Origin of the sequence: Mycolicibacterium chitae, from assembly GCF_900637205.1 — a bacterium.
Lineage (GTDB): Bacteria > Actinomycetota > Actinomycetes > Mycobacteriales > Mycobacteriaceae > Mycobacterium > Mycobacterium chitae.
This window is the reverse complement of the sequence record NZ_LR134355.1, coordinates 3,402,339-3,417,754: the sequence shown is the minus strand read 5'-3', so window position 1 is coordinate 3,417,754 and position 15,416 is coordinate 3,402,339. Positions and strand designations below refer to the sequence as shown.

Here is a 15,416-nt window from a genome sequence, read left to right as displayed (position 1 = left end):
CCGCTCTGCGCTCGCACTGCATGCCGACCAGTCTGGTGTGGAATCAGGGATACGGGTAATCGGCGGCCGCGATCCGTACGGGGCACAATTGCGGTCATGGGCGCCCATCCACGCGCCGGGCAACCGGCGCAACCCGAAGACCTGATCGACATCGCCGGCCTGGTGACCGCCTACTACAGCGTGGTGCCCGATCCCGACGACATTGCCCAGCAGGTGGCGTTCGGCACTTCCGGGCATCGCGGGTCCAGCCTGGACGCGGCGTTCAACGAGGCGCACATCCTGGCCACCACGCAGGCCATCGTGGAGTATCGCGCGGCCCAGGGCACCACCGGCCCGCTGTTCCTCGGCCGCGACACCCACGGCCTGTCCGAACCGGCGTGGACCTCGGCGCTGGAGGTGCTGGCCGCCAATGACGTTGTCGCCATGATCGATTCGGCCGACCGGTACACGCCGACACCGGCGATCAGCCACGCCATCCTGACCTTCAACCGCGGCCGCGACGCGGATCTGGCCGACGGGATCGTGGTCACCCCGTCGCACAATCCGCCGCGCGACGGCGGTTTCAAGTACAACCCGCCGCACGGTGGACCGGCCGACACCGACGCCACCGCGGCGATTGCCAAGCGCGCCAACGAGATTCTGCGCGGCGGGCTGCGCGACGTGAAGCGGGTGTCGCTGGCCCCCGCGCGCGGGCTGGCTCAGCGCCACGACTACCTCGACGCCTACGTCGCGGACCTGCCGAACGTCGTCGACCTGCACGCCATCCGCGCCGAGGGGGTGCGCATCGGTGCCGACCCGCTGGGCGGGGCCAGCGTCGACTACTGGGCGGCCATCGCCGAACGGTACGACCTGAACCTGACCGTCGTCAACCCGCTGGTGGACGCGACGTGGCGGTTCATGACGCTGGACACCGACGGCAAGATCCGGATGGACTGCTCCTCGCCGAACGCGATGGCGTCGCTGATCCACAAGATCGGCGACTATCAGATCGCCACCGGCAACGACGCGGACTCCGACCGGCACGGGATCGTCACCCCCGACGGCGGGCTGATGAACCCGAACCACTACCTGGCCGTCGCCATCGACTACCTGTTCACCCACCGGCCCGGGTGGCCCGGATCCGTCGCCGTCGGCAAGACCGCGGTCAGCAGCTCCATCATCGACCGGGTGGTGGCCGGGATGGGCCGCGACCTGCTGGAGGTGCCCGTCGGATTCAAGTGGTTCGTCGACGGATTGCTCGGCGGCACAGTCGGGTTCGGCGGCGAGGAATCGGCCGGGGCGTCGTTCCTGCGCACCGACGGCACGGTGTGGACCACCGACAAGGACGGCATCATCCTGGCGCTGCTGGCCGCGGAGATCCTCGCTGTCACCGGCAACACCCCCTCGCAGCGCTACGCCGAGCTCGCGGAGCGCTACGGCGCACCGACCTACGCGCGCATCGACGCGCCCGCGGATCGCGAGCAGAAGGCGCGGCTGGCCAAGCTGGCCCCCGAACAGGTCAGCGCCACCGAGTTGGCCGGCGAGCCGATCACCGCCAAGCTCACCTCGGCGGCCGGCAACGGCGCGCCGCTGGGCGGGCTGAAGGTCACCACCGAGAACGCCTGGTTTGCTGCGCGGCCCTCCGGCACCGAGGACGTCTACAAGATCTACGCCGAATCCTTCCGCGGACCCGAGCATCTGGCGGAGGTGCAGGCGGCCGCGCGCGAGGTGGTGAATACAGTCATTGCGTGACTTCTGAGGCGAAGGGTGACTGCGCGAGCGACGGCCGCTCCGAGCCCAAGCTCCCGTCCGAAGTCTGGGTGCTGATCGCCTCCAACGCCGTGATCGCGCTGGGCTACGGTGTCGTCGCTCCGGTGCTGCCCGAATACGCCCGGCACTTCGGCGTCTCGATCAGCGCCGCGACGTTCGTCATCACCGCGTTCGCGCTCATGCGCCTGGTGTTCGCGCCCGCGGCCGGGCTGCTGGTGCAGCGGCTGGGGGAGCGGCGCATCTACGTCAGCGGGTTGGTGATCGTCGCGCTGTCCACCGCGGCGTGTGCCTTCGCCCAGTCGTACTGGCAGCTGCTGCTGTTCCGGTCGCTGGGCGGCATCGGCTCCACCATGTTCTTCATCTCGGCGCTGGGGTTGATGATCCGGATCAGCCCCGAGAACGCCCGCGGCCGGGTGGCCGGCATGTTCTCCTCGGCGTTCCTGGTGGGCTCCGTGGGCGGACCGGTGCTCGGTTCGCTGACCGCCGGGCTGGGGCTGTCGGCGCCGTTCCTGATTTACGGCGGGGCGCTGCTGGTGGCCGCCACGGTGGTGTTCATCAGCCTGCGGCACTCGTCGCTGGCCGCGCCCGCCCCGGCCACCGAATCGCCGGTGAGACTGCGCGACGTGTTGCCTAATCGGGCCTACCGCGCGGCGCTGCTGTCGAATTTCGCCACCGGCTGGTCGGCCTTCGGGCTGCGTATCGCGCTGGTGCCGCTGTTCGTCGTCGACGTGCTGGACCAGGGCGTCGGGATGGCGGGCCTGGCGCTGGCCACCTTCGCGATCGGCAACGTGGCCGCGGTGATCCCTGCCGGGCACCTGTCCGACCGCGTGGGGCGGCGCATCCTGCTGATCATCGGACTGTCCACCGCCGGCGTCGCCACCGCCATCGTCGGGTTCACCGAGAACCTGCCGCTGTTCCTGATCGCCGCGCTGCTGGCCGGCGCGGCCACCGGCATGTTCTCCTCGCCGCAGCAGGCCGCCGTGGCCGACATCGTCGGCAACAAGGCCCGCGGCGGCACCGCCGTGGCCACTTTCCAGATGATGGCCGACCTGGGCTCGATCGTCGGCTCGACGCTGGTGGGCCTCATTGCCCAGCACCTGTCGTTCTCGTGGGCGTTCCTGATCAGCGGCGGAATCCTGGTGCTGGCGTCGTTCGGCTGGATGCTGGCCCAGGAGACCCGCCCGCGGTCGTCGCACGAGCACACCTCGGCGCGCCCGCTGGGTCCGGAGGTTTCCGGAGAGGTGCCCTGAGCACCGGTTTTGGGACCGGTGGGGAAGTGGTGTAACTTCGATGAGCACCACTTGAGGGGCTATGGCGCAGTTGGTAGCGCACCACACTGGCAGTGTGGGGGTCAGGGGTTCGAATCCCCTTAGCTCCACGTATCGAATCCCGCTTTGACCACTGGTCGGAGCGGGATTCGCGGTTCGCGGGCTATCGTCTGCGAAGTGCTGGATGATGCGACGTCGCCCCGCTGTGGTGTCGGTAGCCAAGATCTACGGACCGGCTGTCACCACTGAATGCCAGCTACTCGCTGGTGCATCAGCAGCTCGGTGACGCCCGACCAGTTGCGTTCGGTAGTGCGGTCAGAGGCGAGGGCCGAGTCGGCCTTTCCTCAAAATCAGGCCTGCCGCGATCATCAGGACCAGGCTGCAGACAAGCAGGAGAACTCGAGCGCGGCCCTGTGAGTAGTCATACACTGCAGCTGCCCAGAAAACCGCAACAGCGAACAGTGTTATGGCCGAACGGATCTGGGCTTCACGCGTGGATTTTCTGGGCTCCATTGCAAAGTAGATGATGGCCGGGATCGTGAACGCCAACCCGTATAGCACTGCAGTTGTCACAGTTTCTCTTTCGACGGAGTTCTGGCGGTCACTTGCACTGACCGAGTTCGTGGCTCGCCTCGCCGGCGACCGCCAAACCGGCGATGAAGCCCACCGGTCCGGTGAAGATTGCACCGAGTCCGCCGGTGACGATCAGGGCGGTGTCCCAGAATTTTTCTCCGGTGGAGCAGTTCTTGAGCGGGGCCTCGAGGGTCCAGCCCCAGTTCCAGTAGTAGTGCCATTCCTTCCCGGCTGGTGCAGGTGGCAGCTCTGTGGTTGCACCCCACCGAGGGCCTGGAAGCTGAACCGCATCTGCTTCGAGGGGGCCGACTGCTGGAGGTTCCGGTAGCGGGCCGAGGCCGGCGGTGGTGGTCAACGAATTGGCCACGGCTGTGTCGGTCTCGACCAGGCTGAGCGCCTCGGCCCAGATGTGTGCGGCGTGAATCTTGGCCTCGGCTTCACCGATGGAGTCGCCGAAGTCGTTGCCCGACGATTCCCACGAGACCGATAGATCATCGTGAACCGCGAGGCCGGCCTCCTCGGCCCGCGCGATCGTCGCGAGGGCCCTTCGTTGCGCCGCTTCGATCTCGGCGGCTCCAGAGCGGGCTCTGGCAGCGGTTTCGTGGAGTGTGTCGGCGACCGCGAACACTTTCAGTCGGTCGTCATGGGCGCGGACGATTGTGGCGTGAGCGGTCTGTCCGGACCAGGGCGATCCGCCAGGCGCAAGGGTGTGGTTGTACGCGGTGCTGAACGCGTGCTCCCACGTCTCGGCAGTGATTGCCAAGTAGGCGGCCGACTCGGTGAGGTGGCCGGTTCGCCAAGTCTGGATCTGGGGCCGGGAGGGCGCAGCAACGCTCATCGAGGGGTTCGGGATTGGACCTGGGCCAGGATTGCACTGGAGCGTCCCTCGTTGTTGGTGAACTCCGTCGCTACTTGGACGAGGGAGGCCGCGTTGGACTCCAATCGACTCGCGAATACCTTGGCCATAGTGCCTACCGCCGAGGTGATCATTCTGGTTGCGGCCGAAGTGGGCTGATGGGACGCGCCCCCTGTGCGCGGGGCGTTTGCTTCGAGCAACGACGTGGCCAGGCCGTCGTGCAGTATGGCGGTAGCCATGAGGTCGTCCGGATTTACCTCCACTGAATCCATGCTGGAACTATCGGGCGTGGGACTGTCGGGTGCAATTCACCTTGCTCCCCGCGCGGTTCCCAGCGCGCAGGCGACGCCATCACGATCTGCGTCGAGCCACGAACTTCCCTGCTGCCGCTCTCTAATCCTGCCCTACCCCCGACCGTCGGGCTGATCGTTGTTCTTCTGCGCTCCCCAGCCGTGCACGCGGTCGATCGCGATCAGGGCGCTGACCCGTGGACGGTCGCGGTCCGGGTACTGCTTGCCCTGATAGTGCCGCGACAGCGCGTCGATGTCGGTGAGGCCGTCGTCGGCGTAGATCTCGGTGACGTGCCCGATGAGCGTCAGGTGGGTGTACCAGTTGGCCTCGTCGAGCACCGTCAGCGAGACTCGCGGGTCTTTGCGCATGTGTTCCAGGCGCTTTCGGCCGACATCCATGTTCACCAGGACCTGGTCGTCACGCATCAGGTACCACGTGGCGGCCGAGACGGGTTGTCCGTCGGATCGAACGGTGCTGATGACGGCGGGGTTGGGCTTGGACAGCATCGTCTTGGCGTTGTCGGTCAGTAGCGAGGGCATCTGGGTCTCCGTCGTTCGGTGGGAAGGTCGTTGGGCGGGCAGTCGGACACAGAATGCCCCAACCGCACCGGGCCAACCAGGATGGCGCCGCAGCGCCTCGTCCGGACCGGAGCTTCCGATCGAAACATTTGGCCCACCGGATTCGACGTAACCAGAAGGACAGCGGTTCGGCGGCCTCGAGGTCATCCACTTGGCTAAGCTGATTGTTACGCGCGGCTTACTCGACGTCGAGAACTCCCAGGTAGTGGGTTCGCTGACGCAGCGCCGCGCGGAGCAAGGAGAACGAAGTGGCTAAGTCGGTACTGGGTCGGGGCACTGCCCGGGCCCGGGTGCTCGAAGCGGCGCTGGCGAAGTTCGCCGAGCACGGTGTCAGCGGTACGACCCTGCAGATGATCGCCGACAGCATCGGGGTGGGTAAAGCCTCGGTTTACTACCAGTTCCGCTCGAAAGAAGACATCGTGGCAGCCGCCGCGCAGCCCATGTTCGACGACATGGCGCGGGTGGTCACCATCGCCGAAGCGATCTCCGATCCGGATGCCCGTCGCGAAGTGACCATCAGCGGCTTCCTCGAGTTCAGTGTCCGGCACCGGAGGCTGTCTGCCGTCCTCGCCCGCGATCCGGCCTTGGAGAGCCTCGTGCAATCACGCGAGGATCTCACCGAGATCGTCGACCGCTTCACCAATCTGTTGATCGGCGACGGCACCAGGCCGGAGGGCAGGATCCTCATCTCGTTCGTCACCCACGGAATCTATGGCTCGGTGACGGACAAGGCTCTGGAAGACGTCAGCGATGAGGAACTCCACCGGACCTTGTTGGCCGTCGCGCAGCAGCTGACGCGCAAGGCCCCGCACTTCGAGTAGGGGGCCCGGCCGCGTGGAAAATCACACCGACGCATCCTCCGGTTGACGCTGAACTGGCGGCCAGGGTTGGGGTTTGGGTCGCTGCCGGACCATCTGAGGCCACCAGAACCACTTGCCGAGCAGCGCCGCGATCGACGTCGTCATGAACGATCGGACGATCAGGGTGTCGAACAACAGTCCCAGCCCGATGGTGGTGCCGACCTGACCCATGATGGTCAGGTCACTGACGGCCATCACCATCATGGTGAACGCGAACACCATGCCGGCCGCGGTGACCGTCGAACCGCTACCTCCGACCGCCCGGATCATGCCGGTGTTGAGGCCGGCGTGTTTCTCCTCTTTGAGCCGGGACACCACCAGCAGGTTGTAGTCCGCGCCCACTGCCAGCAGGATGATCACCGCCATCGGCAGCACCATCCAGTGCAACTCGATGCCCAGCAGATGCTGCCAGAGCAGTACCGACATGCCGAAAGATGCGCCCAGCGAGAGCACTACGGTGCCCACGATCACGGCGGCGGCCACGATGGCCCTGGTGAGCAGCAGCATGATCAGGAAGATCAGCGCGATCGCGGCGATGCCGGCGATCAACAGGTCGTACTGCGTGCCGTCGGCCATGTCCTTGAACGTCGCCGCGGTACCACCCAGGTAGATCGTCGAACCCTCCAACGGAGTGCCCTTGATCGCATTCTTGGCGGCGGTCTTGATCGGTTCGATCTTCTCGATGCCGTCAGCGGACATCGGATCGCTCTCGTGGTTGATCATGAACCGCACCGCATGCCCGTCCGGCGACAGGAACTGCTCCAAACCCTTTGCGAAATCAGGGTTGTCGAAAGCTTCCGCGGGTAGATAGAACGAGTCGTCGTTCATCGCATCGTTGAAGGCCTTACCCATCTCGGTCGAGGTCTCCTGCATGATGCGCTGCTGTTCCTGCATACCCAGCTGGGTCTGCTGCATGGTCTGCATCATCTCCCGCATGCTGACCATGGTCTGCTTCATCTCGGGCATGATCGCGATCATCTGCGGCATCAGCTCGTTGAGCCGATGCATGTGCGGCATCATCGATTTCATGTCGTCGGTCATCACGTCGATGCCGTCCAGGACATCGAAGATCGAACGCAGCGACCAGCACACCGGAATGTTGAAACAGTGCGGTTCCCAATACAGGTAATTGCGGATCGGCCGGAAGAAGTCGTCGAAGTTGGAGATGTTGTCCCGCATGTCCTCGATGTTGAGGACCATGCCGTCCATCGAGGTCACCATCTGGTTGGTCGTATCGGCCATCTCGACGGTGATGGCCTGCATCCGATCCATGTTCTCGATGGTCTTGGCCATCTCGTCGGCCTGTTTGGTCATGTCGGCGGTGCGGTCGGCGTTGTACTTCTCGTTGATGCGCTGCAGCGTGCTCTGCTGGCTGATGATGTAGGGGATCGAGGTGTTCTCGATCGGGGTGCCGTCGGGCCGGGTGATGGTCTGCACGCGGCCGATGCCGTCGAGTTGGAAGACCGCCTTGGCGATCTTCTCGATCACCAAGAAGTCCGCCGGATTTCGCAGATCCCGGTCGCTCTCGACCATCATGATCTCCGGGTTCAGCCGCGCGGGCGAGAAGTGCCGTTCGGCGGCGGCGTAGCCCTGATTGGACCGGATGTCATCGGGCAGGTAGAGACGGTCGTTGTAACTGGTCTGGTAGCCGGGTAGCGCCAGCAGTCCGATGAGCGCGACCGCGATGCTGGTGATCAGGATGGGACCGGGCCAACGCACCACGGCGGCACCGACTTTGCGCCAGCCGCGAACGCGTGTGGCGCGCTTGGGATCCAGGAATCGACCGCCGAGGGTGACGATCGCCGGCCCGAACGTCATGGCCGTCATGATCAGGACCAGCATCCCCACCGCCAGGGGGACGCCGAGGGTCTGGAAGTAGGGCAGCCGCGTGAAACTCAAGCAGAACGTCGCACCCGCGATGGTCAGTCCTGAGCCGACAATTACATGCGCGGTGCCACCGAACATGGTGTAGTAGGCCGATTCTCGGTCCTCGCCACTACTCATGGACTCCTGATATCGACCCACCAGGAAGATCGCGTAGTCCACCGAGATCGCGATGGCCAAGGTGACCAACAGGCCCGTGGCGAAGGTGGAAAGCCCGATGACCTCGTAGTAGCCCAGGAATGCGACCGCACCGCGCACTGTCAGCAGGCTGACGAACACCATGACGAGGATCAACACCATCGTCATGATCGAGCGGAAGATGATCAGCAGCATGACGATGATGACCAGGAAGGTCAGCGCCTCCACGAGTCGCATGCTGCCGTGGCTGGCCTCGGTCTGTTCGGCCGTTATCGCCGCCGAACCGGTGACGAAGACCTCGACCCCGTCGGGTGTCGGCAGGGTCTCCACGAGGGTCTTGACGGCCTCGATCGACTCCAGCGACAAGGCCTCGCCCTGGTCGCCGGCCAGGTTGGCCGAAACGTAGACGGCCTTGCCGTCGCCGCTCTGCACGCCGGTGGCGGTCAGCGGGTCGCTCCACAGGTCCTGGACATGTTCGACGTGCTTGGTGTCGGCCTGCAACGCGGCGATCAGTTCGGCGTAGTACCTCCTGGCCTCGTCACCCAGCGGTTCCTGACCCTCCAACACGATCATCACCGAGCTGTTGGACTCGTACTCCTGGAACACTTGGCCGATGTGCTGGGTCGCGATGACGGCCGGCGCCTCCTGGGGGCTCATCGAGACCGAGCGCAGCTCGCCGACGGCTTCCAGCTGCGGCACCGAGACGTTGAGCAGGACGGCGATGGCCACCCAGGCCAGGATGATCGGGACCGAGAGCTTGCGGAGCACGCGGGCGATCCGGCCGAAATGTGCGGTTTCGTAGCGCGGCCGCTGCGCGGCGACGGGACCGGTCGGCGCCTCGGCGCTGTGGGCGCTCACGCGGACTTCACGATGCAGAAGGTCTGGACGTTGGTGCCGGACGCGGTGCGCTCATCCTTGAGTTCCCCGTCGACGATCACCCGACAGCCCAGGAAACTCGTCTTGCCCTGTGCGACGAGGTTGGCTGCGGCCGACGGATCGGTGGTCTGCAGCGTGATGGACCACGGCAGGGTCACGCCGTCCACCCGTTGCGGTTCGCCGTCGAGATCCACGTAGTTCACGTCCACTGCAGCTCCCTCGGGTCCAAAGACCTCGTATGTCAATACTTTTGGATCGAAGGGGTCCGGGTCGTTGGCGAAGTTGACCTGTGTCACCAGCGGAGGATCGGAGGCAAAGAAGCCGCGGATCCGTTGCACCGTCAGACCCGCGATGCCGATCACCACCACCATCACCAGGGGCAACCACGCTCGTTTGAGCAACCGCATTCCGACACTTCCTTCTGCACCCGACGACGCGACTGGAAGGACAGATAGCACTGCAGCCGCTAGCAGTAGTCAAGTTATATTTAGTGTCTACTCGTTGCAAGCCGCCCGGCTAAGTTGTGGTCGTCGTATCGATGCCTGCCGCGCTGCCTGGCCGCGCTGATCCGGACCGAAGGCGGCTTGTATCGATTGGACAAGCCGGATGAATTCCGACGCTGTCGCCACACCGATATCCATCGCCGTCACCTACTCGGCCATCGACAATCCTGGTCGCAGCCCTATTCGGCGGGTGTCAGCGATGTCCCGAGACAGAGAACTGTCAGCGAGGTCCCGGAGCAGGAAGCCCTGCCTGGTGTGTCGCCGTGACGGGCGGCGGTTGTGGGCGGGCCGTTCATCGGGCCGGGTGTGTGAAGTAGGTTACTCGCGGGTACCACCGCAACCATGACAACGACGTGGTTCTGGTCGAGGAGTGGGCGATGGCTCCGCGACTGAGGGCGCCGCTGCGCAAGATGGCGCGGTGGAGCAGCAAGCCGGCCCAGAAGATCGACACCGCGCACACCCCGCAGGTCAATGTCCTGCGCGGCTTGGCGGCGCGTGCCACCACCCCGCTGCTGCCCGACGACTACCTCAAGTTGCTCAACCCGTTGTGGACGGCCCGGGAGTTGCGCGGTCAGATCGTGGACGTCCGCACCGAGACCGCGGATTCCGCCACGGTGACGATCAAGCCGGGTTGGGGGTTCTCGGCGGTCTACCGGCCCGGCCAGTACGTCGGCATAGGACTGCGCGTCGAGGGCCGATGGCACTGGCGGTCGTACTCGCTCACCTCGGTACCGCGGCGCCACGACAGGCACATCACGATCACCGTGAAGGCCACGCCGGAGGGGTTTCTGTCCACCCACCTGGTCAACGGCGTCAGACCGGGAACGATCGTTCGGCTCGCAGAACCCAAAGGCGACTTTGCGTTACCCGATCCGCCGCCACCGAAAATCCTGTTCATCAGCGCCGGGAGTGGAATCACGCCGCTGATGGCGATGTTGCGCACGCTGACCGCCCGCGGCCAAAGCCCTGACATCATGCACCTGCACTCCGCGCCGTCCGCCGACGATGTCATCTTTCACGACGAACTCCGCGCGCTGGAGGGGAGCGAACCCGGTTACCGCCTGCACCTGCAGCTCACGGCGCACGACGGCAAGCTGGCCTTCGACCGTCTCGACGAGCTGGTGCCGGACTGGCGGGAAAGACCGACCTGGGCGTGCGGCCCGACACCCATGCTCGACTCGGTCGATTCCGTGTGGGACGCCGCGGGGTTGTCGGAGGAGTTGCATACGGAGCGCTTCACCATTGCCCGCACCGACAAGGGCGGCGAAGGCGGCACGGTCACCTTCGAGATCTCGGACAAGACCGTCGAAATCGACGGTGCCACCTCGCTTTTGGAGGCCGGTGAGAAAGTCGGTATCCAGATGCCGTTCGGCTGCCGGATGGGCATCTGTCAGACCTGTGTCCTTCCGCTGGAAGACGGCCACGTCCGCGACTTCCGATCCGGAGACGAACACGGCGCGGGGGACCGCATCAACACGTGTGTGTCCACCGCATCAGGCGACTGCACACTGAAGATCTAAGGGGGAAAGCCTGTGGCCATCACCGATATCAAGCGCTACGCGCACCTGACGGCCGAGGACGTCGAGGCGCTTGCGCGCGAACTCGACGCCATCCGCGCCGATATCGAGGAATCCCGCGGTGAGCGCGACGCCCGCTACATCCGGCGCTCGATCCAGTTGCAGCGCGCCTTGGCCGCGGGCGGGCGCGCCGTGCTCTTCGCCAGCGGCAACAAAGTGGCCTGGTGCCTCGGCACGGCGATGCTGGGCACCGCCAAGATCATCGAGAACATGGAGCTGGGCCACAACATCATTCACGGCCAATGGGACTGGATGAACGACCCGGAGATCCACTCGACCGAATGGGAGTGGGATACCACCGCACCCAGCACGCATTGGAAGAAGTCGCACAACTTCATTCACCACAAGTACACCAACGTCGTCGGACTCGACGACGATATCGGCTACGGCATCATGCGGCTCACCCGCGACCAGCGCTGGGAAAAATGGATGATCGGCAACCCGGTCTACAACGTGTTGCTCGGCACCCTGTTCGAGTGGGGCGTCGCGGCGCACGGACTGGAGACCACCAAGTACCGCAAGGGGGAGAAGTCCCTGGCCGAGGTGCGCAAGGATCTGCGGATCATCGGCAAGAAGGTCGGCAAGCAGGTCGGCAAGGACTACATCGTGTTCCCGGCGCTGTCGGGACGCAACTGGAAGCACACCATGGCCGCCAATGCCGTCGCCAACCTGATCCGCAACTACTGGTCGTACGCGGTGATCTTCTGCGGGCACTTCCCCGACGGAGCGGAGAAGTTCACCAAGGAGGAATTCGACAGCGAGACCCAGGCCGAATGGTACTTGCGACAGATGTTGGGATCGGCCAACTTTCACGCCGGCCCGCTGATGGCGTTCATGAGCGGCAACCTGTGCTACCAGATCGAGCATCATCTGTTCCCCGACCTGCCGAGCAACCGCTACGCCGAGATCAGCGAACGGGTCCGGGCGCTGTGCGAGAAGTACGACCTGCCCTACACGACCGGGTGGCTGGGCCGGCAATATCTGCAGTCGTTTAGGACCATCGCCAAGCTGGCCCTGCCCGACAAGCTGCTCACGGCCGGCGCCGACAACGCCCCCGAGACGAACTCCGAGTTGAAGTTCCGGATCCGCGACGGAATCCGGGAAAGCTTCGGCGTCGATCCCGCCACCGGCAGACGCCGCGGGTTGCGCAGCGCGGTGCGTGAACTCGAGAACGGGGCGATCGCCCTCGCGTGACCTTTTGGGGGGCGGACGTCGTGGCGCGTTATCGGACCGGCTTTTGCCGCCCTTTGACCAGAAGTGCGACCGCCACGCCGACCAGAAGTGCCCCGCACACCAGCTGAATGACGAAGGTGCCGCTGCCCGGTGCGCTGTAGACCGCGGTCGCCCAGATGACCGTGGCCGCCAAGGCGGCAATCGCCGCGCGCACTCGGGCGCTGGGCACCGACGCGAGTGGCCGACACGCGAGATAGACCGCCGCGGGGATCACAAACGCCAGAACGAGGAACACACGACCATTGTCCCCGAGCGATTCGGGTGCGCCTGGTTGCGGCGAGCGCAACCACGCGCACCGAAATCGCGGTCAGCGGCGGGTGGAGTCGGTGTCGCCGTGGCAGGGTGGGCCCCACAGGCCGCGGCCGGCGGCCTTGGCCTCACGCTCGGCCGCCGCGATCTGCGGGTAGCGCTGCACGGGCTGGCCGCCGTAGACGTAGGCGTGCGCCATGCCGGCGCGGGCGGCCTCCACCGAGTAGTCCCAGCCGTCGGCCTTCACCAGGTAGGCCAGGGTGCGGCCGTAGCGGTCGTGCATGCCCTGGGTGGGGTCGTAGACGATCGCCACGCGTTGCTCGACGAGGTTGGCGCGCGCGAACTCGGTGGCCTGCGGACCCCAGCAGCCGACGGTGTAGCCCGGCTTCTTGGTCTCCGGGGTGTCGATGCCCAGGACGCGGATGCGCAGCCGACCGCGGACGTCGTCGCGCACGTCGATGGTGTCGCCGTCGACCACGCGCAGCACCGTGGCCGTGACCGCCACCGGATCGGCGGCGGCCGCCGGCGCGCCCAGTAGGCCGGCCAGGAGGATGACGCAGAGGACGATGAGGCGCACGGCGAAAGGTTAGCTCTCGCAGCCGATCCCGTCGCCGTCGCGGTCCAGGTGCGAGCCGTAGTACTCCGAGCTCGACGGGATGTTGGAGTAGCCGTTGGAACGCGCCTCGGTGCAGTTCTTGAACGGTGCGGCTGAGGCCAAGGGGGCTGCGGACAGGGCTACACCGGCAACAAAGACAGCAGCGAACAACGGACGAAACATGGCGAACCCCCTGGATGAACTAACTGACGAGAGCGTAAGCCATCCACAGGAAGTTGACAACGGATTGACAGGGGCAGGTGGCTCGGCTACTGCCGTCCGCCCGGATCAGCCGGCAGGGGCCACGTCGTACTCGGCCACCGACGCCGAAAGTATTGCCGCACTCTGGATCGCGATCCTCCCGCGAAGGTGCGCAAACCACGAGATTTTGGCGGCGTGTCGCCCGGGGGCGCGCACGCTCGCGCTGGTGGTGAGGCCTGGCTGCGGGCCTAGTCGCAGGACTCTTCGTACTGACGCACCACCGCGAAGCCGACCGTGGACTCCGCGGTCAGGGTCCCGCCGGCCTCGGGCACGGTGGCGCACACGGTCCAGTTGGCGGGGCTGTGCACGTCTCGATTCAGGCCCGTCAGATCGACGGTCTCGAAGGCGATCTCCTCGTTGAGCCCGGCCACCTGGGCCTCGGCCTCGGCCAGGGTGCTGCCGACCACGTCAGGCATCTCCCATTCGGGATCGTCGGCGGCGGCGGGACCGGCCAGGGCGAGCCCGCCGGCGAGCAGCACGGCGCTGAGGCCGGCCAGTGAAGTTGGGAAGTTGACCATGGTGGCAGCCTAAAATCGCTGCCTGTGAGCTCAGCGCCGAGAATGCGTCAGCAGGACTCGGTGTGCAACCGCACAACACCCAGCACGACGGTCGTTTTCGCGGTGATCGTGCCGCCGGCGCGCGGCGCGGTGGCGCAGACCGTCCAGTTGGGCGAGCTGAGCTGCTGGCGGCCGAAGCCCGTCATGTCGGTGGACACCGTGCGGAAGGTGACGCTGTCGCTGAGCCCGGCCACCGAGGATTCCGCCTGCGCCAGGGTCTTGCCGACGACGTTGGGCATGGTCCAGGTTTCGGCGGAGTCGTCGGCCGCCGAGGCGGGACCGGCGAGCAGCAGTCCGCCCGCCACCAACACCGACGCCGCGATCGGCGCACAGAACTTCATGTCATCCCCTTCGATTGCCGAAACGGTAGCGGGCCCGGCGGTTGCCGTGCACAAGTTTGCCGGAGACCGTGATCCGATCGATGCGAATCAGGAACCCGTCTCCTCTTTGGACGGGCGTTTGCGGATCCGCGGCGACAGCTGCACGATCTCGGGGACCACGCTGGGGTTCGCGTACGCCGCGGTCACCAGGGACACCAGCGTGTTGGCGACGTCGTCGAGCTCGGACATCTGCGCCGGCAGCTGACCGTGTTCCACCCAGGACTTGAACAGCTCCTCGAGCAGATCGCGGTCCGCCCCGCGCAGGATCTCGGTGTCCTCGGTGGGGCCCATGCCCACGCGGATCAACGACAGGTCGGGATGCTCGCTGCGCCACGCATTGAGGATCTCGTCGAGCGCGGCCTTGCTGGCGTCGTAGGCCGCCACGCCGGCGCGCGGCCGGCCCACCTCGCGGCTCGAGGTGATCAGCACGACCCCGTCCTCGCTCAGATGCGGCAGCGAGGCCCGCAGCACGTAGTTGGCGCCCAGCGCGTTGACCGCGTACGCGTGCAGCCAGGTCGCGACGTCGGTGTCCTCGATGTAAGCGAACGGAACGACGGTGCTGGTGAACAGCACGGCGTCGACGCTGCCGCCGAGCGACTCGACAGCCTGCGGCACGACCTTCTCGATGGCCTTGGCGTCCTGGACGTCGAGTTCGAAGGCGGTGCCGCCGATGGACTCGGCCAGCTCGGTCAGCAGCTCGACCCGGCGGGCCGCCACCGCGACGGTGGCACCGCGGGCCGCGGCGCGGCGGGCCACGGCGTGGCCGATGCCCGAGGAGGCGCCGACAATGAGGATGCGCAGTCCGGCGGCATCACGAAGCTCGCTCATGGCCGGCCACCTTCGTTCAGGCAGATCAACATCGATCCCTCACTTTCCGCGAAACCGCTGACCCGAGGTTAGGGCATCCTATGTACTCCAGGTGCAGGGACTCCCTCGGCACCCCCATTTTCCGGGCTCGGCGATGAGTATCGCGGCCGTGGGCGGTCAA

The 15,416-nt window shown here is 66.0% G+C and carries 15 protein-coding genes and 1 tRNA gene; 6 read left to right on the top strand and 10 right to left on the bottom strand.

The window, feature by feature from the left end; all coding sequences use genetic code 11:
* Positions 1-96: 96 nt before the first annotated feature.
* From pgm to EL338_RS16240, 3 genes are all read left to right on the top strand, one after another.
* Positions 97-1,731: a phosphoglucomutase (alpha-D-glucose-1,6-bisphosphate-dependent) gene (pgm, locus tag EL338_RS16250; protein ID WP_126334686.1), complete on the top strand. Its 1,635-nt coding sequence runs from the start codon at positions 97-99 to the stop codon at positions 1,729-1,731.
* Positions 1,728-2,999, top strand: coding sequence for an MFS transporter (locus tag EL338_RS16245; protein WP_126334685.1), 1,272 nt, complete (start codon positions 1,728-1,730; stop codon positions 2,997-2,999). Before pgm ends, EL338_RS16245 begins: the two co-directional genes overlap by 4 nt.
* A gap of 55 nt (positions 3,000-3,054) precedes the next feature.
* A tRNA-Ala gene (locus EL338_RS16240) sits at positions 3,055-3,127 on the top strand.
* 491 nt (positions 3,128-3,618) lie between these two features.
* Here EL338_RS16240 and EL338_RS16235 read toward each other — a convergent pair.
* Positions 3,619-4,428, bottom strand: a complete 810-nt coding sequence (locus tag EL338_RS16235; protein WP_126334684.1) for a hypothetical protein — start codon at positions 4,426-4,428, stop codon at positions 3,619-3,621.
* Positions 4,429-4,850: 422 nt separating this feature from the next.
* Positions 4,851-5,276 (bottom strand): PPOX class F420-dependent oxidoreductase, encoded by a 426-nt coding sequence (locus EL338_RS16230; RefSeq protein ID WP_126334683.1) that lies wholly within the window; start codon positions 5,274-5,276, stop codon positions 4,851-4,853.
* A gap of 329 nt (positions 5,277-5,605) precedes the next feature.
* Here EL338_RS16230 and EL338_RS16225 point away from each other — a divergent pair, with 329 nt between their 5' ends.
* Complete coding sequence (locus EL338_RS16225) at positions 5,606-6,136, top strand: TetR/AcrR family transcriptional regulator (RefSeq protein ID WP_126334682.1); 531 nt, start codon at positions 5,606-5,608, stop codon at positions 6,134-6,136.
* Positions 6,137-6,157: 21 nt separating this feature from the next.
* On the opposite strand, the gene EL338_RS16220 is transcribed toward EL338_RS16225, so the two are convergent.
* Both EL338_RS16220 and EL338_RS16215 read right to left on the bottom strand, forming a co-directional pair.
* Positions 6,158-9,055, bottom strand: coding sequence for an MMPL/RND family transporter (locus EL338_RS16220; protein WP_126334681.1), 2,898 nt, complete (start codon positions 9,053-9,055; stop codon positions 6,158-6,160).
* Positions 9,052-9,480, bottom strand: a complete 429-nt coding sequence (locus EL338_RS16215; RefSeq protein WP_126334680.1) for an MmpS family transport accessory protein — start codon at positions 9,478-9,480, stop codon at positions 9,052-9,054. Before EL338_RS16215 ends, EL338_RS16220 begins: the two co-directional genes overlap by 4 nt.
* Positions 9,481-9,953: 473 nt before the next feature.
* On the opposite strand from EL338_RS16215, the gene EL338_RS16210 reads away from it, so the two are divergent.
* Entirely contained in the window at positions 9,954-11,096 is a 1,143-nt protein-coding gene (locus EL338_RS16210; RefSeq protein WP_435404908.1) for a ferredoxin reductase, read from the top strand.
* Positions 11,097-11,108: 12 nt separating this feature from the next.
* Positions 11,109-12,347, top strand: a complete 1,239-nt coding sequence (locus EL338_RS16205; RefSeq protein WP_126334679.1) for a fatty acid desaturase family protein — start codon at positions 11,109-11,111, stop codon at positions 12,345-12,347.
* Between the two features lie 28 nt (positions 12,348-12,375).
* Here EL338_RS16205 and EL338_RS16200 read toward each other — a convergent pair whose 3' ends face one another.
* The 6 genes from EL338_RS16200 to EL338_RS16175 form a co-directional block, all read right to left on the bottom strand.
* On the bottom strand, positions 12,376-12,621 hold the full coding sequence (locus EL338_RS16200; protein WP_126334678.1) for a hypothetical protein: 246 nt from the start codon (positions 12,619-12,621) through the stop codon (positions 12,376-12,378).
* Between the two features lie 72 nt (positions 12,622-12,693).
* On the bottom strand, positions 12,694-13,212 hold the full coding sequence (locus tag EL338_RS16195) for a thermonuclease family protein (protein WP_235666173.1): 519 nt from the start codon (positions 13,210-13,212) through the stop codon (positions 12,694-12,696).
* 9 nt (positions 13,213-13,221) lie between these two features.
* Positions 13,222-13,353, bottom strand: a complete 132-nt coding sequence (locus EL338_RS16190; protein ID WP_235666172.1) for an excalibur calcium-binding domain-containing protein — start codon at positions 13,351-13,353, stop codon at positions 13,222-13,224.
* Between the two features lie 326 nt (positions 13,354-13,679).
* A complete protein-coding gene (locus EL338_RS16185; RefSeq protein WP_126334676.1) occupies positions 13,680-14,009 on the bottom strand; it encodes a PASTA domain-containing protein in 330 nt (109 codons plus the stop codon).
* A 47-nt stretch (positions 14,010-14,056) separates the two neighbouring features.
* Complete coding sequence (locus EL338_RS16180) at positions 14,057-14,389, bottom strand: PASTA domain-containing protein (protein ID WP_126334675.1); 333 nt, start codon at positions 14,387-14,389, stop codon at positions 14,057-14,059.
* A gap of 87 nt (positions 14,390-14,476) precedes the next feature.
* A complete protein-coding gene (locus tag EL338_RS16175; RefSeq protein WP_126334674.1) occupies positions 14,477-15,256 on the bottom strand; it encodes an SDR family oxidoreductase in 780 nt (259 codons plus the stop codon).
* Between the last annotated feature and the right edge of the window lie 160 nt (positions 15,257-15,416).

What these genes read in the sequence shown, in the direction of transcription:
- pgm (WP_126334686.1), top strand. Translation starts at nt 97, where the DNA reads ATGGGCGCCCATCCACGCGCCGGGCAACCGGCGCAACCCGAAGACCTG.
- EL338_RS16235 (WP_126334684.1), bottom strand. Translation starts at nt 4,428, where the DNA reads ATGAGCGTTGCTGCGCCCTCCCGGCCCCAGATCCAGACTTGGCGAACC.
- EL338_RS16230 (WP_126334683.1), bottom strand. Translation starts at nt 5,276, where the DNA reads ATGCCCTCGCTACTGACCGACAACGCCAAGACGATGCTGTCCAAGCCC.
- EL338_RS16215 (WP_126334680.1), bottom strand. Translation starts at nt 9,480, where the DNA reads ATGCGGTTGCTCAAACGAGCGTGGTTGCCCCTGGTGATGGTGGTGGTG.
- EL338_RS16210 (WP_435404908.1), top strand. Translation starts at nt 9,954, where the DNA reads ATGGCTCCGCGACTGAGGGCGCCGCTGCGCAAGATGGCGCGGTGGAGC.
- EL338_RS16185 (WP_126334676.1), bottom strand. Translation starts at nt 14,009, where the DNA reads ATGGTCAACTTCCCAACTTCACTGGCCGGCCTCAGCGCCGTGCTGCTC.
- EL338_RS16180 (WP_126334675.1), bottom strand. Translation starts at nt 14,389, where the DNA reads ATGAAGTTCTGTGCGCCGATCGCGGCGTCGGTGTTGGTGGCGGGCGGA.
- EL338_RS16175 (WP_126334674.1), bottom strand. Translation starts at nt 15,256, where the DNA reads ATGAGCGAGCTTCGTGATGCCGCCGGACTGCGCATCCTCATTGTCGGC.